Below are 21,051 nucleotides of genomic sequence, written 5' to 3'. Positions count from 1 at the left end.
TTAAGCCATCACTCCGAAAAGTTTAACTTTCGAAATATTTTCATCGACGACAAACTCATCTTTAAGCGTGCCATCTTTCACAACTATAATTCTGTCACAAATTTTCAAAAGTTCTTCTAAATCACTTGAGTACAGTATTACAGCTACATTATCGTTTCTCAAATTCAACAAAAACTTGTGCACCATAGCAGTTGAATGTACATCAAGACCTGCTGTTGGGTCAGAAGCAATCAAAAGCTTTGGCACAGCACTGAGCTCCCTTGCAATCAAAAGTCTCTGAATATTTCCGCCTGATAAGGTACTTACAGGTTGCCATACTGATTTTGTCTGAATATCGAATTTTTTCAAAAGTTCTCTTGCCCAATTCTCTACTGTTTTGTAGTTTAAGAAATATTTGAATCTGGTAAAATTTTTCTCGTAATATTTGATAGCGAGAAGATTTTCCAGTATTGATAAATCAGCAGAAACCCCAACTTGCGTTCTGTTTTGAGGTATGTAACTTATACCACATTTTCTTCTCTCTTTCACCGATTTGTGTTCTATATTCTCACCAAAGAAGATAATCTCTCCATTAGCAATTTTCCTCAAACCAATCAAAGCCTCAAGAATATCTAAAACGCCACTGTTCGCCAAACCGGCAAACCCAACTATTTCTCCAGCACTGATTTCAAAAGAAATATTTCTCACCATTGTCTCCTCAGGCAGGGACAAATTTCTAACAGATAGCACCACTTTTCCACATTTTTTTTCTTTTTTTGTCAGAAGAATTTTTGTCCTACCAACCATCATTTCCGCTATTTTTTCGTGTGAGACACCTTTATTTGACGAGGAAAATACAGTCCTTCCGTTTCTCAACACAGTAATTTCATCAGATATATCGCAGGCTTCTTTAATATCGTGAGTTATGAGAACAACAGTTTTCCCATTCTGCTTGAGCCATTTTATTAACCTGTAAAAATTTTCTGCCTCATGTTCAGAAAGATAAGTTGTTGGCTCATCAAATATCAAAAGTTGAGCCCCAAGATACAGAGCTCTCAATATTTCAACCTTCTGCCTTTCAGCCATTGTAAGATCTTTGATTTTTGAATTCAGATTGACCTCAAGTTTTGATTCAGAAAATAATCTCTCAACATGCTTCTGAGCCGAATTTTTATCCAGGAAAACAAGGTTTTTTAAAGGAACTTTCTGAAGGATAATGTTCTCAAGAGCTGTAAAGTCATCTATTAATGCAAGATGTTGGTGAACCATTGCTATTTTAAGGTGGAGCGCATCCCCCGGGCTTTTTATTTGAACAGGGTTACCATTGATAAAAATTTCTCCACTATCCATTCTTTCCAGACCGCAGAGGATTTTCATCAAAGTAGTTTTACCAGCTCCGTTTTCTCCAAGCAAAGCGTGTATTTTACCTGCTCTCAATACAAAATTAGCTCCCTTTAAAGCGATCGTATTGCTGGGAAAAAAAGTTTTGAAGATTCCCCTCATTTCAACAAAAACCTTACTTTTCAAGTGGATCAATCTCTCCATTCTTCAGGCTATTGAAAATCTGCCTCATTTTTTCTGCAATGTTTTCCGAAACAAATTGTGTGAAATAATTCTCATCAAGGGTAAAATCTATAACATTTTCCTCAATACCCCATCGTTCGTAGTTTCCAAAAGGAAGTTTTCCTTCATATGCTCTCTTCAATACACTGTAAATAGCATCATCTGCTCTTTTCAAAACACAGGCCAAAATAACACCTGGCGCAATCGAGATGATGTTTGAATCCACACCTATAACATATTTTTTGAGTTCTCTGGCCTTTTGGATTGCTCCAATCCCGGTGCCACCAGCAACGAGAAAAATGATATCAGCACCCTGAGAAAACTGGAGTTGAGCCAATTCAGATCCTTTACCAGGGTCAGACCAGCTACCTGCAACTGAAAAAAGTACTTCGATTGCCTGGTTAACTGATTTAGCACCTTTTTCGTATGCTGGTTTCATGCGATCAATCATGGCAGGATAAATATCTCCTGATATCAGCCCAACTTTTAATTCCCTGTTCGCACCGGGAAGATTACTTGTTGTTATAAGCCCTGCAAAATATCCTGCAAGATAGGCCATTTCCTCATCTTTAAAACCAAGCGAGTAGACATTCTCAGACAAAGGAGCTATACCATCTATAAGTGCGAATTTCTGTTTTGGAAACATCTTAGCTGCCTTTTCAACGCTTTTTGGCATACCCTCTGTGAAGGTTACAATTAAATCATAAGATCCCGTTGAGGCGAGCGCTATTAAAGATGGTTCCCATTTTGCCGGATTATATCCACCTTCCACAACTTTGAGATTAAAACCAAAATCACGAGATGCCCTTTTGGCTCCATCGACCATCATTTCATATATCGGGTTTCCACCAATCTCCCCCGTTATGAGGAGTGCCACATCATAGCTCAAAACCATCAAGGGAAGAATCATCAACATGATTATTAAATTTTTTTTCATACTATGCGCCTCCAGTGTAAAATATCTGTTGTTGAAAAAGTAGATAAATCGAAATTATTTCGATATATGCCGAAATTTATTCTATATATTCTCCGACCATCTGTCAAGTACCTTTGACGGTTTTTCATCTTTTCTTCTTAAAAAATCAAACTTGCTTTCTCATTTTGTGGTATCATGTAAATACAATATTCGTTTTAGAGGAGCTGATATCATGGAAAAAGAGAATTTTGAGGTTTTTGTACTGACAGACGAAAACAATGTGGATCATCATTTCGTCTTGCTTGCTGAGATCGAAAACTCAGGAAAAAAGTACTGGGTCTGTGAAGAAATAATGGTGGATGAAGAGGGACAGATCACAGACTTTGGTGAAATATATCCATTTGAAGTTAAAAAAGATGACACGGGTAATCTTTTCGTTGATTCGATAGAGACCGAAGAGGAATTTGATCGCGTGTCGGAAGCATGGAACAATATGCTTGAAAACGATGAAAAGCTGCGTGGCATGTTCAACTTCGAGGAGCACGGAGAGTCTGAAGAGGAGTAATAGAAATTCGATGGATAGAACCGCCGAAATCGTTTATAAAGATTTAAGAAAAAAGATCGAAAGCGGTTATTATTCACAGGGAACAAAACTCGAAGATGAAAAAGACCTGGCAGAAGCTTATGGAGTGAGAAGACATACAATCAGACTCGCCATAAAGAAACTTGCTGAGGAAGGTGTCGTAAAAAGAATCAAAGGCCGCGGCACCTTCGTAGCTGCAGAGATTCAAAAGAAGTTTCTGGGGCTGATAGAAAATTCCTGGCAATTTAGAGTACTTAAAAGTGCCCTGTCAAATTCTCGCGAGCAATACAGCCTGTTTTCAGAGGGATCTCCTGTTCTCAATTTCGAGATTCTCTGGCTGGAAGACGATAAACCTGTATGCTACGAAAAATGTCTTGTCGATGTTGTAAAAAATCCTCATATTCTTCAATTGATGAATTCTCAGCAAAAAATTCATCCTGTTGAATATCTATCTGAAAAACTTTCTGTGCAGTATATTCAGGAAATCTATGAAATAGGAAAATTAACGAAATCAGTATCAAAGCATCTTCAAACAGATCTTAAAATCACCATATTCAGAACAATAATCTTAAAAAATCAGCTCGATGAAGTGCTGGCACTTTCTATACTAAAATACCATCCAGGTGTTCAGATTAAACAAATCCGGAAAGTATAAAGTGGGGCTAAACCCCCACCTTAACTGCACCTGGACCATCCACAAATTTTACAGCTAACGCATCCTTCCTGCATAATTAGTGAATTTTTCGATAAGCACGATGGACAATAGGTATTTCCATCTATATCTACGTAATATCCCTGTTTCCACTCAAGTCCATTCGCAATTACAAATTTCTCAACTTCTTCGGGAGTTTTGGCTGTTCCATCTATTCTCATAACTTCTGTTTCCACATTGTTTTTCTCTGTCCATAACTCTGCAAAGTCATCTATAGCTTTCTTTATCTCAATTCCAACGTTTCGCACATAATCTCCTTTCACTTTCACCAACTGTTCAATGATTTCATCCACCGATACACCAGCTCTGAGTGCAGTTGAAGAAAGTCTTCCTATGGCCTCAGCGGTTTCAGTGCCGTTGGAGAGGAATATCTCTATTGCTTCTCCTGTATCATCAAAAGAAACAGTTATATACGTTGTCCCTGAAGAGCTCTTATACTTTCTTGTCACGCTTCTCAAAGTTTCTTTTCTCGGTTTGGCTCTCAACCTGTGCTTTTCGTCAAGTACGAAAAATTGAATTTTTGGTGCATCTTTTGTTTTAAGAGATTTCGTCGATGTTAAAACCTGAGTCTGTAAAGAACCATCCCTGTAAATTGTTAATCCACGTATTTTATGTTTCAAAGCTTCAATATAAACTTCCACTACATCGTCAACAGTAGCGCTATTGGGTAAATTTATGGTCTTGGATATGTTGTTGTCCACGTAACATTGAAACGCTTCCTGCATCAATAAATGGTCGATGGGTTTTATATCATGCGATACTACAAATACTCTTTTGATCTCCTCATCGATTTCCAAATGTTTAAGTGTTCCATCTTCCACAAGTTTGTCTTTGATTGAATTGATAAGGTCTTCAGGAAGTTTTTGCTTAAGAACTTCATTGACATAAAACAGTGGCTCCCGCTCATCGCTATTTTGTTTGTTCACATATCTAACGTATGCGAGCAGAAAATTAGGTTCAAGCCCAGAAGAAGTGTCAGCAATATTTGATATTGACCCGGTAGGAGCAATTGCAAGGACGGCTACATTTCTTTTGAATTTTGGAGCAACATTTCTGAAGTGTTCAAAAATCTCTTCATCATAATCACTTTCATCCATCGAAAAGGGAACAAAATCATCTTCTGTATGATACCTGCTCTGTTCAAACAGGGGGAAATTTCCTTTCTCTTCCCCAAGTTTTGATGATTCTTCATGAGAATGTAATGCCATGAATGCCATTATATTTTTCGCAAGTCTTCTGGCTTCTTCAGAATCATAGGGAATATCCATTTTGTAAAGTAAATCGGCAAAGCCCATGATTCCAAGTCCCAATCTTCTGGACTCCTTGACGGCTTTGGAGATTTTATCGATTGGAAAAACATTTACATCTATAACATTGTCAAGGAACCTGACAGCAATCCTTGTAGCTTTTTCTAATGCATCCCAGTCAACACCATTCTGTGTATACAGTTTTGCCAGATCGATTGAACCAAGATTACAGGCCTCATACGCACCAAGCCCTATTTCTCCACATGGATTTGTGGAAATTATCTCTTTATGTGGATATAATGCATAATATCTGTTCATTTCACCAAGAAACACCATTCCTGGGTCGCCAGTTTCCCATGCGCTTTGAGCCATTTTCTGTATTATTTCACGTACTTTTATTTCTTTTTCCCCATGCCATTTTGAATGATTCAATCTGATTGTTCCATCTCTTTCATAAATTCTCAGAAGTTCCTCCCTTCTCATTGGGATTCCAACAGATATGTTGAAGAACCTCAGAACCTTTTCTCCGTCGTTGCCTTTTTTTGCAGATATGAAGTCCATTATATCTGGATGATCGATATTCAAAATACCCATCAACGCCCCTCTTCTTCTGTAACCCTGCTCAACCACAGAGACAGCTGAATTAAAAACATGCATAAAGCTGATGGGACCAGAGGCTTTTCCGTGAGTTCCCGCCACAAAGCTTCCATTTGGCCTTAAGGAGCTGAAATTGCTTCCAATACCTCCTCCGGCTTTTGTTATCAACGCATATTCTTTCACCGCGGTGAAAATTCCATCAATACTATCTTCAACAGGCACAACAAAACATGCGGATAACATATGAAGATGATTTCTCATTTGTATTATTTTTGAATAATCATCGAGCTCCATCTGCTCCAGAGGTTTATACAAAAGCTCATAATCAACTCCCATACCTGAATTAAACAATGTAGGGCTATTTGGAATGAAAATTCGGCTCGCTAAAAGATCGAAAAACTCTTTCTCCAGCAATTTAATGTAGTCAAGCTTTTCACTTTTTGAAAGGTTTTCCAGGGCGGGATTATTAATCAATTCAGCACTTGCCACAACTCTTGCCACACGATGGGCAACATCGTGCCAGCTTTTTTCGATAAATTCACCCGCTGGCGTTTTGATAAAGTACCTTTCTGTCAATATTCTAACTGCATTCTGCGATGGCTGAATCTTTTTATATTTTTCAATCAGGTCTGAGTACATAAAAACTTTACCCCCTTTCGGGGGTAATTATACTACAAGTTGTATATCAATTCAATACAACACTATATATTGTGTGAAAGTGAAATAACAGAATGGACTAATGTCTTGAAGAAAATAGTGATGTCCACATATTCAACCGGTATATCTGTATTCAATGTCACAGGGGCAAAACATATTATACCCTTGATACCGGAATTTTTCAATCTATCTGCTATGAGCTGGGCTGCTTCGGCTGGCGTGGCAATAACGGCAAGCTCTGATCCTGTTTTTTCAATGAAATTTTCCATTTCATCAACGCTCATAACTATCAGGTCGGAATTTATACGCTTGCCTATCTTTTTTCGATCAACATCGAAAATCCCTGTTATCTTAAAATTATGTTTTTCGATTTGTTTAAACCTCGCTATAGCCTTGCCTATGTTGCCGGCACCCACTATTATCACATTCCATCGTTTGTGTATTCCAAGAATTTTCCTGATTTCATCCAAAAGAACCCTTGTTTTGTAGCCAAAACCACGTCGCCCAAAATTACCAAAATATGATAAATCTTTTCTCACCTGTGTATCTTTTATGTGCAGCATCTCTGCCAGCTGTCTGGAGGATATGTTATCTATACCTTTGTCAACAAGCCTTTCAAGACATCTGTAATAAATTGCCAGCCTTTTCACAGTTGGTTTTGGAATCTTCATCCTATACACCCCCTTAGTTCATATTTTCACAAATAAATTGTATCATTAATCCTGAATCTTAAGAATTACCTTCAATGCCCCACTTGCTTTTTCAAAAGCTTTCTGATAATCGTCAAAATCAAATACATCTTCTATCAGATCAACTACCCTTAAGCCATTTTGAAGAGCGAAAATTGCCTTTGGAAAAGGTCCACATCGTGACCCTACTATGGTTACTTCATTAACAGTTGCTGTGCTCATATCTATGCTTATTTTTCCAGCGACCGTTGTTTTCAAAACAATCGTTCCTTCTGGTTTGACTGCATACAGGGCTTGCTGCAATCCACTTTGTTTTCCTGTTGCATCTATTACAACATCAAAGTGGCGGTCATATTTTTCAATATTGTCTGCAAATTCAACATCAGTCCATTTTTTTGCAAGAGATAATTTTTCTTCGTGCTTGCCAAAAAGTACATGCGCTATATTTGAAAAATTCAAAGCCTTCGATATTACTAAACCAAGCTTCCCATCGCCAAAAACGGCAATTTTCTCATGGCCAGTAAAATTGATTTGTTCGGTTATTCTGAACGCAGCAGCCAGAGGTTCAACAAAAACGGCTTCTTCATCCGCTATCTCGTGTGGCAGGACATGAAGGTTTTCTACAGGAATCAGGGCATACTGCGCAAAAACCCCATTATAACCGTTTATACCCAGCACTCTCATATTTCTGCAGTGCCGCCAGAGTCCTTCCAGGCATAAATCACATTTTTTACACGGTATGTTTATTTCACCAACCACACGTTTTCCAATGAGTGCAGATGGACCTTTTTCTACGATACCCACAAACTCATGACCAAGTATACCCGAAAAATTCATATAACCTTTTAATATTTCAAGATCAGTATTGCAAATTCCCGCCATCAAAATTTTGACAAGTGCAAACCCCTTGTGCATTCGTGGCTTGTCAATCTGAATTAATCGAAGATTTCCATCATAAAATAAAGCTTTCACGCTTTTTCACCAAGATTTTTCATCTTGCTGAAAGCCCCTTTTACAGTTCGTGCCATTTTTTCCGCCTCCTTGACAGCGCGATTGAGTGCCACGCTTATTTTTTCATTATTCAACAAATTTGCCATCAGAACCACATCAAAAACATCTCCACAGCCCGTCCTATAAACATAATCCCTGCCATCTCCAGAAATCTTGATAGAGCCAAAAACTGCCCCTTTTGGCCCAAGTTTGACCACATCACAATTAATTCTGCTGCATTCTTTCTCATTACCAATAACCAAAATGTCCCTTGCTGCTTGCTTAAGGTCAAAATCAAAATTGGCAAGCGGGCCAACATCCACAAAAATCTTTTTCTCTCTGCAAAGTTCAATAATCTTTCTCGCACACGATGATGGAATTTCCCCATTCAAAAACACACAGTCGCAATCATTTAATAGCTCCTGGATCACCGGAACATCTAATTCATTGACTCCCCTGTTGACGGCAATAGGGACATCATTATAAGCAATGTGCAATCCTGTCTTTCCGTGAATTTTTCTTATGTTGTTTTTAAACCCAAGCGCCCTGAGTTCTTCGAGAATCAAATCCGCTCTGTAATCAGAGCCAACGTTTGAAAAAAACTCAATGTCAAAGCCTAATCTCCAGAGGCCAAAAGCTATATTCAATCCAGATCCGCCACACATTTCAATTACCTCTGCTTTATGCACCTGCTGGCCGTATATATACACATCCCAAAATGTTCCACCAAAAACTGCTATTTTCATATCATCACCATGAAAAGTATAATAGATAAAGCGGGGTGAAATCATGAAAATACGTTTTGGAAATATGGTGGATAATCTTGTTGGAATAAAAGAAATAGAGGTATGCGGCAGATCACTCGATGAAATCTTCAAAAACCTCTCAAGCTCTCTCAAAAAGAATGTGAATCTTCTCATAGATGAAAAACGAGAGAGTGTCTATCTCGTTGTCGAAAATGACGGAAAATTTCTGAAAAACTGGGTTATTGCACTTCATAATGGGATAAACCTGCTGGACATTGACCGAGATGCATTGCAAGATGGAGAACTCGTTATTTTCGTTCCAGTAAGCGGTGGTTGAGATGTTTCAACGGCACTCTGAATTATTGAAAGACTGCATGCAAAAGCTTTTTAAATCTACTATTTTTGTCGCCGGCGCTGGTGGCCTTGGCTGTACAGTTTTATCTTTAATAGTTAGAATTGGCGTGAAAAATATCTATTTGATAGATCATGGAATAGTGGATGAGCCGGATTTAAATCGGCAGATCCTCTACGATAGAAACGATCTGGGGAAAAGCAAAGTCAAAGTAGCGGGAGAAAAGCTTAAAATGATAAATCCCGAATGTAATCTGATTACAATTGATAAAACTTTGGATGAAAAATTCATATTACCAGCTGTTGATATTGTTATAGATTGCCTCGAAGGATTTAAAAGCAAATTGATCCTGGATGATCTGTGCCAGAGAAAATCTATTCCACTTGTTCATGCTGGTGTTGGCAAATTCTCCGGGCAAGTGACGACATTGATGTATAATGGTGGACCGACGCTGAAAGAACTTTATCGAGGAGCTGTTGAGGAGGATAAGGAAAGACAGATTTTCCCGCCCACCGTAGTTTTAACAGCAGCTCTTCAAGTAAGTGAAATGACAAAGATTATTTGCAATAAAGGAGATATACTAAACGGGAAGATTTTGCAAATTAATCTGTTGCAAAATCACTTTGATTTTCTGAATCTCTTTTAAAAGGTGGGGTAATCTTATGAAAAAACTTCTGGTAACAATCTATTTTCTTATAATGGCTGTTCTGTATGTATTTGTTTATGGCAGCATTGTTTTGTTTGCCGGATTCTTGATAAAAATCTTCGCTGGCGAAAAAGTTTCAAGAAGGTTTGTCAATGGCCAGATAAAATTATTTGGAAAAAATTCCTTCAGATGGATGTTTTCATCTGTTATTGTACATGGTGAAGAAAATATTCAGCCCAATTGCCTTGTTGTTGCAAATCACCAAAGCTTGATGGATATTCCATTGATACTTGGATACGTTGGTCCAATGCCAATGGTTGCAAAAAAAGAACTTGCCAGAGTTCCTGGCGTGAACTGGTTCGTGAAATATATGGGTGGTTATTTTCTGGACAGAAGCAATCCTGCTGAAGGTGCGCATATTCTCAAAGAATTGATCAAAACTCTGTCCTCTGGAAAGTCGTTGCTGATCTTTCCTGAAGGAACCCGGTCTGTTGACGGATCTGTTGGAAAGTTTAAAACGGCAATATTTAAAATTGCGAAAAAGGTACATGTGAAGATACTACCGATTTCGATTTGGGGTACAATATTTCTTGTACCCAGGCGTAGCCTCTTCCTGAACCCTGGCAGGGTGGCAATGCTCATTCACCCACCAGTTAATCCTGAGGATTTCCCTAATGAGGAAGAACTCGCCAGAACAATAGAAGAGACTGTGCGTGCTGGGGTAGAGAAATTGAAACAGGAGGTGATATGACATGCGAAGAGCCTGGATTAAAGCTCTTGTGCTTGACAAAGCTCATAATTCACCAGTCGTGATTCTTGGAATTGAAGGAACAAACAAGGTGGTGCCAATCTGGATTGGTGCATGTGAAGCAAACGCCCTGGCAATAAATCTCGAAGGATTAGAATTTCCAAGGCCATTGACGCATGACTTGATAGTAAATATACTGGATGCACTTGATGCCCGGCTTGAAAAAGCGATAATACACTCAGTAAAAGATAATGTTTACCACGCAACACTTGTTATAAGAGATCTCACATTTGTTGAGACAGAAGATGAGGAAGGATCTGACGAGCACGCATTAATTGAGATAGATGCGAGGCCTTCTGATTCAATCGTACTTGCCGTTAAAAAAGGCGTGCCAATATATGTGAGCAACGAAATAGTTGAGGAGCATGCCATAGATTTGCAAATACCCGAAGACAGCTCTGATGAAGAATTCAAGAAATTTGTCGAAAGTCTGGATATAGACAAGTTCAGAGAAATGCTCAAGGATGAGCCAGATGAAGAGGGAGAAGAAGATGAATAATGAAGGTTTTGTGAAAAAATTGAATGAAAAGATGACCCGATTGATAAATAAATCAACCATGGTTGAACAGGCTATGGCATACAGCTTGCTGTCAGCTGGAAAGCGAATAAGACCTGTTCTGATAAAACTTATCTGTGAAGATATGGGTGTACAAGAAGATCTAATATGGAACCCCGCTATGGCAGTTGAACTGTTTCATACAGCCTCTTTGATTCACGATGATCTCCCCCAGATAGATGATTCACCTCTCAGGCGAGGCAGGCCATCCTGCCATGTTGTTTTTGGAAATGATATGGCTATACTTGCCGGTGATGGACTCATGTTAATGGCCTTCTGTGTGCTCAACCAAACGCCCGCTGATCCTGTTTCCAAATCGATGCTCTTCGATTTGTTTTCAAAATCAACTTACGATGTTTTGATTGGAGAAGCCATGGATGTTGAATTTACAGGAAAAGAAAAGAATATAAACGACGTTATAGAAATGTACCGGAAAAAAACTGGAGCTCTTTTTTCTTTTTGTTTTGCCATCGGCGCAATCTTAATGAAAAAACTTGAATATCTTGAAAAATTGATAAATGCGGGATCTACGTTTGGGGTATGGTTCCAGATTGTCGATGATTTGAAAGACGTCTCTGGCAAGGACGAAAATGTTGGCAAAACAACTGGAAGGGACAAAGCACTTGGAAAACCCACTGTTGTGAATATCATGGGAATTCAAGAAGCTAAGAATTTTGCCGATAATCTTTATGAGTCAGTTATTGTACAGCTTAAATCTTTGTCTCTTAATAAAGTTGTGGATTTCCTGTGTGCTTTGAGAGAGTGAGGTTGAGTGAAAAAAATTCTGGAAGTTTTAAAAAATCTCCTCAAGAGGAAGCTGTTGTTTATTGTTCTCTCAGGATCGCTGGCAACCATTGTAATTATTTTCCTTGTGCTGAGTCTCATCAACAATGAGTCAGTTATTCATCCAGATAAACAAAAAGATATTACTGCACAGGCATTGACTATTTCCATACCAGAAGGTGCTTTTAATAAGATGAAAGTTCTTCAAATTCGAAAAATATCACCTGAAAATTTGCCCGGTAAACTTTCTTCTTCTTTTGTATCAGATGTTTACGATGTTTCGCCAGGTGACGGTATAGATGAATTTGCAATGAAACCTTTGACGATAAAATACCGAATCCCCAAGAACCTCTATCTCGGTGAAGAATACGCGAATTTGAAAGTGGCGTATGTACCAGATATTGAAGAACCGGTTTATAGAACTCTTGGAGGGGCTTACATAGATATTGACAACAATGGACCATACATCGAAGTTGAAGCTTTCCATGCCTCTAAAATAGGAATAATTGCAAGCGTTCCAGAAAAGCAAAAAACAGGGCTCCAGTTGATAAAAGAAAATTCAAAAAGTCTTGAACCAATCCTGCTTTTGATTCCGGATATCGACAGAGGTTTTCTTGGCTTCATACCAAATTCAGCACGTGCCAATGTGAATATATGGAGTGAGATATTTCCAAACAGAACAGTGATGTATTACGAATATCCTATAGTAAACACGAAATCCAAATCATATATGGATAGCTACAGACAATTTTCCAGGGTCAAAGGCACAAATAGTTTCATACTTTATGAAGCGGAAAAACTTGCCACAGAGCTTCAAAGATTGAAAAACCTTGAATTCGATATCGTTGCTCATGGCATAGGCGGAATTATAGCGCGATTGGCTGTAGAAAAGCATCCGGAAATTAAAAATGTAAGAAAAATCGTTCTGATCAGTACACCAAACAAAGGGACAAATATTGTGAATCCAATCTATTTTGGAACACTGCTTTTTGGAAAACCATCAGAGGTGATTGCGTCTAATTTTTCAATGGACAGGACAATAGTCGATTCCATAAAGTCTCACCTGCTATTTTATCTTGAATCCTTGGGGCCTTTATACAGAGAAATATCTGTCTCATCCACATTGCTCAGCTCACTCTCAGAGACAAGAAAAGATATTGCATATCTTTGTGTCGTGGGAAATTCCCCTCCTATGTCAATCGATGTGAAAAGTACTCCTTTCGAAAGTTTTTATCCAGAGCTTGTCAAAGGCAGTGCAGATGGAGTTGTAACAAAAAGTAGTGCCCTGATAGATGGTGTAGAATCCCTCGTGGTTGAAGGCTCTTTTTTCGATTGTTATATATCAATTCAGTTTCAAGAAAAGTTGAGAGCTTTTCTTGCTTATGAACCTGCAAAAGTACCCGAATACAAAACAGAAACATATCCAGAAAAGATTCCCAACATACAGGGCAGAGAAATTGTGTCAGTAAAAAACGTCGATATAAGTACACCGGATACTTTCTCGATCGCCCCTGTTATGAAAAAAACGAAAAATATGCCCTTTGATGGTGTGATAGATATCCTGAAGGTTGGTTCACAGGTAATATACCTTCGCAGGGATGGAATTTATTCGACAAATGGAAAATTGTATGAAGGTAATGTTATATTCCCGCATGCGACTAACAGTAAAATGAGTTTCTATGCCAACGGTAACGTCATGTCTTACGACGGTAAAACCTTTTCAAAATTAGCTACATTGCAATTACCAGCAAATTGCATTGATCTGATATCGACAGATTTTGGGATCTTCAGTCTGGTAAAAAATGAAAAGTTGATTCTGTACAGATGGGAAGAGAAATGGGCAAAGATGTTAGAGCTTGATGGGGAGTATGGAAAATTCCTGAACAATCAAAATGTTATACTGCTTACGAATAACAACATCTATGAACTCTCATCTAATGGATTGAAAATGCTGTTGAGTTCATCAGAAATTAATAATCAGAAAATAAGTACTGATTTCACTACATTTTTGAGTATAGAAAACAATGCTTTCGTGGGTTTGAGAAGTTATGCTCTGATGGTTTATGACATGGTAAACAGGAAATACGCTCTTGTCGCTCAGGGATGGATAGATCCCGAATTTCTATGTCAAAGTGGGGAATATCTTTTAATTTGTGGCCGATCATCGATAATGTTTCTGAACCCTAAAACAATGACACTCAGAAAAGAAATTCAAAAATTCGATGGAAACATTACGAGAGCACTGACATTGGGAAAGGAGGTCTATGTGCTTGTTGATGGGAGGGTAGAAGTTTATGAATTACCTTAAACAACTACTAATTGTTGCTTTCTTCCTTAGTGGAACTATATTTGCTATGAACGAATATTACGTATCAGCTATGAATGCGTATGCTTCTGGAAATTACAAGCAGGCCCTTGAGTGGTTCGAAACAGCTATCCAGAAAGAGCCATCACTCGAGTCTTATGACCCTTTCATGAAATTAAAAATGGGGATTTGCGCTTTTGCAACGGGAGATTTTCAAAGGGCAAGAACTTACTTGAGATCTTACCAGGGAAACGCCACTGCCGAAAAAATCTTGCAACTGATAGATCAGGAGAATGAGCCAACCGAGGAATGGATGGTGTGGATCAGATCAAAAATTCCGGAAACAACCTCTTTGGCAACACCCGCGGAATTTACCAGGAGTAGCACATCGGTCTTTTTGCTTGTGGGAATATTCGTACTTAGCTTTTCTGCAACGTTTCTTGTTATGCACCTGTTAAAGCACCGCTTCAAAATCATCAAAGAGAAGAAAGAGCACTCTTCGGAGAAATCTCTTGAAGAGGTTATTGAAAGTAATATAAATGAGATAGAAAAACTCGTTCAGGAAATAAATCCTGCTGAAGAAGAAAGATATGAACAGTCAGATGAGGAGCTGAAAAAAATAGAAGCTCAACTCGATTCTATAGTTCAGGAAATCCTTGCCAAAGAAAAGCCAAAAGCCCCCGAACGACAACCTATCAGCGATGAAAATCCTTTCGAAATCCTGAAAAAGCTTGAAGAGAAAAATAACTACGATGAAGAAGATGCAAAGGTACTTTCAGATTTGATGCAAAAAATAGTCAGTAACCAGGAAAAATCACAAGACGAGAAGGAGCTGTAAATTTACTGTCAACGATGTAATATATCCCTTCTCTTCCAGCAATTGTGCCTATGTAACCAAAATTAAGGTTATTAAGTAGTGTTCCGCAGGTGAATACATCCGAAACTCTGACATCGAAGCCTGTTACATCGATACTTTCATAAATCCGAACCCTGTTTCCCGCAAAAAGCTCCCCATCGATTTCAGTGTCAGTTGATGTTAAAGTCACCTGAATGGTCATGTTAGGAGAAAAAATCGACTCCACCCAGCTTATTCCGGCATTCGAACTTTTTACAACTCCAACCAGGCGTTTTGAATCTGGGTCAACGGCAACATCACCCTCTTCAGCATCCGCTGCTGCCAGGATATAATAACCTCGCACTCCAAGCACGGGTGTATACTCAGCAAACAGATGAGAACTGATTTCAACACGCTGAGATGACTCTTTTTTAAGAGAGAGCTCAACTCCTTCAATAACCCGAATTGAAAAAACCCTGCTCTTTTTAAATCCAACAGTTAATAAATTGCTGAACGAGTAAACTGCAGCACTTATGTTTCCTGAAAGGAGGATGTCTATAGCGAAAATCAGTGAAAAAATAAACATTAAGGCAATAAGTCTACTAATCTGCCTTGAGTGCATTTAATCCACCTGCTGAAGTTTTTTGAGTATCTCTATTTTTTCCAAAACCTTTCCTGCGCCTCTCGCAACACAGGTCAGAGGATCTTCAGCTCTAACGACCTTTATACCTGTCTCTTCCTCGATCAATTTGTCGATACCTCTGATCAAAGATCCCCCTCCTGTTGCAACAATTCCACGCTCGACAATATCTGTTGCAAGCTCTGGAGGTGTTTTTTCAAGGGTAGATTTTATACTTTCAACAATAGTTGCCACAGGTATCATCAATGCGTCACGAACCTCTGCTCCTCTGAGAACGATTCTCCTTGGCAAACCTGTTGAAAGATCTATCCCGGTAACAACAGTTTCAAGAGAATCATGTTCTTGGCATGGAAAAACATTACCTATATCTATTTTGATCTTCTCGGCAGTTCTCTCCCCTATTGCTATCCGGTACGTCTCGCGAACATACTGAACAATAATTTCGTCCATTTCATCTCCAGCAATCCTGATTGAATCCCATACAACTATACTTCCAAGGGATATAACAGCAACTTCTGTGGTTCCTCCACCTATATCAACGATCATATTCCCGTTAGGTTCTTCAACATCCAGATCAATTCCTATCGCGCTTGCCATGGGTTCTTCTATTAAAAAAACTCTGGCAGCACCGGCTTCAAGCCCAGCTTCGAGTATAGCTCTTCTTTCAACATCGGTAATGCCAATAGGTACACCTATTACCACTCTCGGCTTAAAAAGCGTTATCGAAGATTTTGCTTTTCCAATAAAATATTTGAGCATAGAGAGAGCTACATCATAATCTGCAATAACTCCATCTCTCAAAGGTCTAAGTGCAATTATAGAAGCGGGTGTCTTACCGAGCATCAATTTCGCTTCCATGCCTACTTTTAAAACCTCTCCAGTATCAGCATTTATTGCAACAACAGAAGGTTCATTCAGAACTATACCTTTTCCTTTAACGTACACAAGGGTATTCGCAGTACCAAGATCTATCCCCAGATCTCTTCTCACATTCACGGTATCATCCTCCATTAAATACAATTCATACTTGATTCTATCATGGTGGTTTCACCATTGACAAAATTTTCTAACAAATTCACGCGTAAATCGTCAAAACAAGCTGTAACATCTGTACAATATAAAACGCAGAAAAGGTGGTGAACGATGAAAACAAAAATCTTTCTTGGAGTGATTCTCAGTCTGGGCGCAAGTGGCCTCATATCTTTTCTGGTATCAGGCAATCAAATCATCTCAGCCTTAGAGAAGATGAACCTCTGGTATTTCCTGCTTGCATGTTTTATATATCTTCTTTTCTTAGTACTTGATTCCCTGAGAACTAAACTTCTCCTCTCACATGCAAAAATAAATATCAGCTACCTGAAATGTTTTCAAAATACATTACTTGGACTTTACACAAGTGCTGTAACACCTTTCTCGGCTGGCGGTCAACCGTTTCAAATTTATCATCTGAATAAAAATGGTGTTCCTGTCGAGGCAGCTTCAATGACGATAGGGGTGAAATTTATCTCTTCTTTCACGTTGATGGTATTCAGTACATTTTTTCTCCTGCTGATCAGAGGAAAGTCATTATTGACAACCGCAGGATCAACTTTACTGGTCTATTCCGGACTGGTTTTAACATCAAGTATATACCTATTCTTTCTTTTGCTCATCTTTTCAAAACCATTTGCGCAGAAAATTATCATGTCCAGATTTTTCACCAGAATTGTCTCCATCCTTACAAAAAAAGACCCAAAAGCCGTCTGGAAAAAAGCTTTCGACTCACTGAGCAATTATTTTGAATTGCTCAGAGGTTTATGGATTTCCTCTAAGTTGATTGTTTTGATCACTGTGATAATAACGTTTTTTAACATAATCATCACTGCAAGTTTACCTTATATTATATCAATAAGCTTTGGGCTCTCAGAAATCGATTATCTACAATTTGTTTGTGCATTTCTTACAATGAGTATGGTTGTCTATTTTGTACCAACCCCTGGCTCCTCGGGAGGTATAGAAGGCGCATTTTATTTAATGTTCAAAAATCTTTCATCCAGTGAATTCAGTGTGGCTACAATGCTTATCTGGAGATTGATAACATATTACGCGATACTCATTATTGGTTCCCTATCGCTCTCAAAGATGATATTCTCATCTAAACAAACAAAGCAATTATAAAAGAAAGAACATACATCAAGCCACAAATAAGCATGGCTTTCCAGCCTCTTCTATTGTGGCCTTTCATCTTCTCTTTCTCGTCATTTTTCATGGCCCTCAGCCCAAGCTCAAAGCTCAGAATCGCAAAGATCAAAACCATTGAACCTGCTATAAAAAACGTATTCGATATCAGTTCCAAGTTCTCACCCTTTCAGAAGGCGTTTCTTATATTTTGAAACCCCTCACCAAAAATATAACGGGCTTCACCAACAATTATAAATGAACCTTTATCGGTTTTCCGTATGAAAGATATGAGCTCCCCAAGCTCCCTTCTTCTCAACACAACGAGAAGTATCTTTCTCCTTTTTCCTGTATAAACTCCTTGACCATCTATAAAAGTTGCTCCTCTTTTAAGATCGTTTACAACAAAATCGGCAATGATGTCATTTTTGTCCGATATGACAACAACCTGCGTGGAAGTTTCTATGCCCTTCATTACGAAATCTATCATCAAGCCGTTGATAACTATGGCAAGTATTGCATACATTCCTGTTCTCAGATCAAAGGTAAAACCCGCAAGAATTCCAACAGCGAAATCTATAAACAACAGCGTTGTCCCCATAGATGCCCCATAATAACGATTGAATATTCTTGCAATAATATCAGTTCCACCCGTCGATGCGTTTTGAGTAAAGGTTATGGCCATACCAATAGCAGTTAACAGATCTCCGAAGAAAACAGCGAGCATCATATCCCCAGCCAAATATTTTGGTAATTTTATAAATCTATCAAGTATATCTACAAGAAATGTCATCAAAAAAGTACAATAAACAGTCTTCAAACTAAAATCAAAGCCGATTGTGATTAAAGCAATAAGAAAAAGCAGCGCATTAACAATATACATCCAAACACCAACAGGTAATTTTATAAATGCATTTAAGATCATCGCAATACCGCTGGCTCCTCCTGCAGCAATATTATTCGGTATCAGAAAAACAACCAGCCCAACAGCCGTTATGAAGACTCCTACCGAGGAAAGAATATATTCTCTTATAAGTAAAGGCTTGTTCACCCAATCACCTCCCGGACAGATTCCTGCGAAATTGTATCATAACTTCTTCAATCTTCTATGTACATAAGTGCAACCAGAATGATAAGAAGAGAAAAAACATTCAAATAGGTATTTTTCTGGCACTAATTTTTCATAACTGGTTATACTTGTCAATAACTGCGAAAATTGGTACTTGATAACTTCCGAAGAGTGGTGTATGCTATAATTAGCACTCAAACAGTTCGAGTGATAATATTCAAAAAAATGAAAGGAGGTTTCGTTTATGAAAGTAACGCCACTTGGCGAAAGACTATTGATCAAACCTTTGAAAGAAGAGAAGAAGACAGAAGGAGGAATAGTTCTTCCAGATTCTGCGAAAGAGAAACCCATGAAAGCAGAGGTAGTTGCCGTGGGTGAGAAAGTCGAGAATATCGATGTCAAGGTTGGAGACAGGGTTATTTTCTCCAAATATGCTGGTACGGAAATTAAGATTGATGATGTGGATTATATCATCATTGATGCGAACGATATATTGGCTAAGATTGAAGAGTGAAAGGAGGAGTGAGTAATGCCGAAACTATTGAGATTCGATGAAGAAGCACGCAGATCGCTCGAAAAAGGTGTAAACAAAGTTGCTGATGCAGTGAGAATCACACTTGGACCAAAAGGAAGAAATGTCGTTATAGAAAAAAGCTGGGGTTCACCAACTATTACCAATGACGGTGTTTCTATTGCCAAAGAAATCGAGTTAGAAGACAAATTTGAAAACCTTGGAGCTCAGCTTGTAAAAGAAGTAGCCTCCAAAACAAACGATGTTGCGGGTGACGGAACGACAACAGCCACCGTTCTTGCACAATCAATGATCAGAGAGGGACTCAAAAACGTAGCAGCAGGATCCAATCCAATACTTTTAAAGCGTGGTATTGACAAGGCTACCGAAAAAGCCGCAAAGTATATAAAAGACAAGGCAAAGAAACTTTCTGGTAGAGAAGATATCGCTCATGTTGCTGCTATAAGCGCAAACAGCTCTGAAATAGGGGATCTCATTGCAGAAGCTATGGACAAAGTTGGGGAAGACGGCGTCATCACAGTTGAGGACTCAAAGACCTTGGAGACCTACGTTGAATTCACGGAAGGTATGCAATTTGACAGAGGATATATTTCTCCATACTTTGTAACAGATGCAGAGAAAATGGAAGTTGAACTGAAAGAACCCTTCATTCTCATCACAGATAAAAAACTGAGTGCTGTCAAACCTTTAATACCCGTCCTTGAAAAAGTTGCCCAGACTGGCAAACCAATCCTTGTTATTGCAGAGGATGTCGAAGGAGAGGCATTAACAACACTCGTTCTCAATAAATTGAAAGGTACACTCTCTGCTTGTGCGGTAAAAGCTCCTGGTTTTGGTGACAGAAGAAAAGCTATGCTTCAAGACATCGCGATTCTCACAGGTGGAACAGTGATAAGCGACGAACTCGGTATAAATCTCGAAGATGTTGCCATCGAAGATCTTGGAAGGGCTGACATCGTGAGAGTCAAAAAAGACGACACAATTATAATAGGCGGAAAAGGAAATCCTGAAGAGATTAAAAAGAGAATAGCTCAGATAAAATCACAGATCGAACAGACTACATCTGAATACGAGAAAGAAACCCTGCAAGAAAGAATGGCAAAGCTTGCCGGTGGAGTTGCAGTTATAAAAGTCGGCGCTGCAACTGAAACAGAGCTCAAAGAGAAGAAACACAGAATAGAAGATGCTCTGAGTGCAACAAGAGCAGCTGTCGAGGAAGGCATTGTACCTGGCGGAGGAGTAACATTGATCAGAAGCAGAAAAGCCGTGGAAGATGTCCTGAAAGAACTTGATGGAGATGAAAAAGTCGGTGCAATGATTGTTTACAAAGCGCTCGAGGCTCCTATCAGACAGATTGCTGAAAATGCCGGTTATGATGGAGCAGTTATTATAGAAAAAATCCTTGCATCGAAAGAAGAATCATATGGATTCGATGCTTTGAAAGGTGAATATACTGACATGTTCAAAGCTGGAATCATCGATCCAGCAAAAGTCACAAGAAGCGCTCTGCAAAATGCCGCCTCTATTGCTGGAATGCTTCTGACAACAGAAGTGCTTGTTGTTGAAAAACCAGAAGAAAAGAAAGAAACACCTCCCGCAATGCCACCTGAATATTAATCCGGCAAAATCAATTAAGGAGGGCGAATGCCCTCCTTTTTTCTTTTAGAAAAGGAGCATTCCCTGGATTTT

Annotated in this window: 22 protein-coding genes; 12 read left to right on the top strand and 10 right to left on the bottom strand. The window is 38.8% G+C overall.

Going from position 1 to position 21,051, the window contains the following annotated elements:
* Together TEL01S_RS01645 and TEL01S_RS01640 are read right to left on the bottom strand one after the other, a co-directional pair.
* On the bottom strand, positions 1–1,506 hold the full coding sequence (locus TEL01S_RS01645; RefSeq protein WP_012002386.1) for an ABC transporter ATP-binding protein: 1,506 nt from the start codon (positions 1,504–1,506) through the stop codon (positions 1–3).
* Complete coding sequence (locus tag TEL01S_RS01640) at positions 1,496–2,479, bottom strand: BMP family ABC transporter substrate-binding protein (protein WP_012002385.1); 984 nt, start codon at positions 2,477–2,479, stop codon at positions 1,496–1,498. Before TEL01S_RS01640 ends, TEL01S_RS01645 begins: the two co-directional genes overlap by 11 nt.
* Before the next feature lie 211 nt (positions 2,480–2,690).
* Here TEL01S_RS01640 and TEL01S_RS01635 point away from each other — a divergent pair, with 211 nt between their 5' ends.
* Positions 2,691–3,023 (top strand): DUF1292 domain-containing protein, encoded by a 333-nt coding sequence (locus TEL01S_RS01635; protein WP_012002384.1) that lies wholly within the window; start codon positions 2,691–2,693, stop codon positions 3,021–3,023.
* Positions 3,024–3,033: 10 nt separating this feature from the next.
* Positions 3,034–3,696: a GntR family transcriptional regulator gene (locus tag TEL01S_RS01630; RefSeq protein ID WP_012002383.1), complete on the top strand. Its 663-nt coding sequence runs from the start codon at positions 3,034–3,036 to the stop codon at positions 3,694–3,696.
* Positions 3,697–3,716: 20 nt separating this feature from the next.
* Here TEL01S_RS01630 and TEL01S_RS01625 read toward each other — a convergent pair whose 3' ends face one another.
* From TEL01S_RS01625 to TEL01S_RS01610, 4 genes are all read right to left on the bottom strand, one after another.
* A complete protein-coding gene (locus TEL01S_RS01625; protein WP_012002382.1) occupies positions 3,717–6,236 on the bottom strand; it encodes an adenosylcobalamin-dependent ribonucleoside-diphosphate reductase in 2,520 nt (839 codons plus the stop codon).
* 62 nt (positions 6,237–6,298) lie between these two features.
* Positions 6,299–6,925, bottom strand: a complete 627-nt coding sequence (locus TEL01S_RS01620) for a redox-sensing transcriptional repressor Rex (protein WP_012002381.1) — start codon at positions 6,923–6,925, stop codon at positions 6,299–6,301.
* A 45-nt stretch (positions 6,926–6,970) separates the two neighbouring features.
* Positions 6,971–7,915, bottom strand: a complete 945-nt coding sequence (locus tag TEL01S_RS01615; RefSeq protein WP_012002380.1) for an MDR/zinc-dependent alcohol dehydrogenase-like family protein — start codon at positions 7,913–7,915, stop codon at positions 6,971–6,973.
* Positions 7,912–8,679: a carbohydrate kinase family protein gene (locus tag TEL01S_RS01610; RefSeq protein WP_012002379.1), complete on the bottom strand. Its 768-nt coding sequence runs from the start codon at positions 8,677–8,679 to the stop codon at positions 7,912–7,914. Before TEL01S_RS01610 ends, TEL01S_RS01615 begins: the two co-directional genes overlap by 4 nt.
* A gap of 43 nt (positions 8,680–8,722) precedes the next feature.
* On the opposite strand from TEL01S_RS01610, the gene TEL01S_RS01605 reads away from it, so the two are divergent.
* The 7 genes from TEL01S_RS01605 to TEL01S_RS01575 are packed head-to-tail and all read left to right on the top strand — an operon-like array spanning position 8,723 to position 14,967.
* Positions 8,723–9,016, top strand: coding sequence for a hypothetical protein (locus TEL01S_RS01605; RefSeq protein ID WP_028843462.1), 294 nt, complete (start codon positions 8,723–8,725; stop codon positions 9,014–9,016).
* A gap of 1 nt (position 9,017) precedes the next feature.
* Entirely contained in the window at positions 9,018–9,677 is a 660-nt protein-coding gene (locus tag TEL01S_RS01600; protein ID WP_051366140.1) for a HesA/MoeB/ThiF family protein, read from the top strand.
* A 16-nt stretch (positions 9,678–9,693) separates the two neighbouring features.
* Positions 9,694–10,428 (top strand): lysophospholipid acyltransferase family protein, encoded by a 735-nt coding sequence (locus TEL01S_RS01595; RefSeq protein ID WP_028843464.1) that lies wholly within the window; start codon positions 9,694–9,696, stop codon positions 10,426–10,428.
* A gap of 1 nt (position 10,429) precedes the next feature.
* The gene (locus TEL01S_RS01590) at positions 10,430–10,984 is read left to right on the top strand and encodes a bifunctional nuclease family protein (RefSeq protein WP_012002375.1); all 555 of its coding nucleotides are present in this window, start codon (positions 10,430–10,432) and stop codon (positions 10,982–10,984) included.
* Positions 10,959–11,807 carry a polyprenyl synthetase family protein gene (locus TEL01S_RS01585; protein WP_028843465.1) on the top strand — a complete coding sequence of 283 codons (849 nt, stop codon included), beginning with the start codon at positions 10,959–10,961 and terminating at the stop codon, positions 11,805–11,807. The genes TEL01S_RS01590 and TEL01S_RS01585 overlap by 26 nt, the downstream gene beginning before the upstream one ends.
* Before the next feature lie 6 nt (positions 11,808–11,813).
* On the top strand, positions 11,814–14,132 hold the full coding sequence (locus TEL01S_RS01580) for an esterase/lipase family protein (protein WP_028843466.1): 2,319 nt from the start codon (positions 11,814–11,816) through the stop codon (positions 14,130–14,132).
* A complete protein-coding gene (locus tag TEL01S_RS01575; RefSeq protein WP_028843467.1) occupies positions 14,119–14,967 on the top strand; it encodes a tetratricopeptide repeat protein in 849 nt (282 codons plus the stop codon). Before TEL01S_RS01580 ends, TEL01S_RS01575 begins: the two co-directional genes overlap by 14 nt.
* Here TEL01S_RS01575 and TEL01S_RS01570 read toward each other — a convergent pair.
* Entirely contained in the window at positions 14,927–15,586 is a 660-nt protein-coding gene (locus TEL01S_RS01570) for a hypothetical protein (RefSeq protein ID WP_028843468.1), read from the bottom strand. The genes TEL01S_RS01575 and TEL01S_RS01570 overlap by 41 nt on opposite strands.
* Positions 15,587–16,615, bottom strand: coding sequence for a rod shape-determining protein (gene mreB / locus TEL01S_RS01565; protein WP_038051240.1), 1,029 nt, complete (start codon positions 16,613–16,615; stop codon positions 15,587–15,589).
* A gap of 132 nt (positions 16,616–16,747) precedes the next feature.
* On the opposite strand from mreB, the gene TEL01S_RS01560 reads away from it, so the two are divergent.
* Positions 16,748–17,761 carry a lysylphosphatidylglycerol synthase transmembrane domain-containing protein gene (locus TEL01S_RS01560; RefSeq protein WP_028843470.1) on the top strand — a complete coding sequence of 338 codons (1,014 nt, stop codon included), beginning with the start codon at positions 16,748–16,750 and terminating at the stop codon, positions 17,759–17,761.
* On the opposite strand, the gene TEL01S_RS01555 is transcribed toward TEL01S_RS01560, so the two are convergent.
* The gene (locus TEL01S_RS01555; protein ID WP_041426412.1) at positions 17,739–17,939 is read right to left on the bottom strand and encodes a hypothetical protein; all 201 of its coding nucleotides are present in this window, start codon (positions 17,937–17,939) and stop codon (positions 17,739–17,741) included. The genes TEL01S_RS01560 and TEL01S_RS01555 overlap by 23 nt on opposite strands.
* Positions 17,940–17,951: 12 nt before the next feature.
* Positions 17,952–18,812, bottom strand: a complete 861-nt coding sequence (locus TEL01S_RS01550) for a YitT family protein (protein WP_028843471.1) — start codon at positions 18,810–18,812, stop codon at positions 17,952–17,954.
* Between the two features lie 262 nt (positions 18,813–19,074).
* On the opposite strand from TEL01S_RS01550, the gene groES reads away from it, so the two are divergent.
* Together groES and groL are read left to right on the top strand one after the other, a co-directional pair.
* On the top strand, positions 19,075–19,344 hold the full coding sequence (gene groES / locus TEL01S_RS01545; protein WP_012002367.1) for a co-chaperone GroES: 270 nt from the start codon (positions 19,075–19,077) through the stop codon (positions 19,342–19,344).
* A 15-nt stretch (positions 19,345–19,359) separates the two neighbouring features.
* Positions 19,360–20,979: a chaperonin GroEL gene (gene groL, locus TEL01S_RS01540; RefSeq protein WP_028843472.1), complete on the top strand. Its 1,620-nt coding sequence runs from the start codon at positions 19,360–19,362 to the stop codon at positions 20,977–20,979.
* Positions 20,980–21,051 lie beyond the last annotated feature (72 nt).

It is taken from the genome of Pseudothermotoga elfii DSM 9442 = NBRC 107921 (assembly GCF_000504085.1).
Taxonomy (GTDB): Bacteria; Thermotogota; Thermotogae; order Thermotogales; family DSM-5069; genus Pseudothermotoga_B; species Pseudothermotoga_B elfii.
This window is presented reverse-complemented; position numbering and strand designations above follow the sequence as displayed.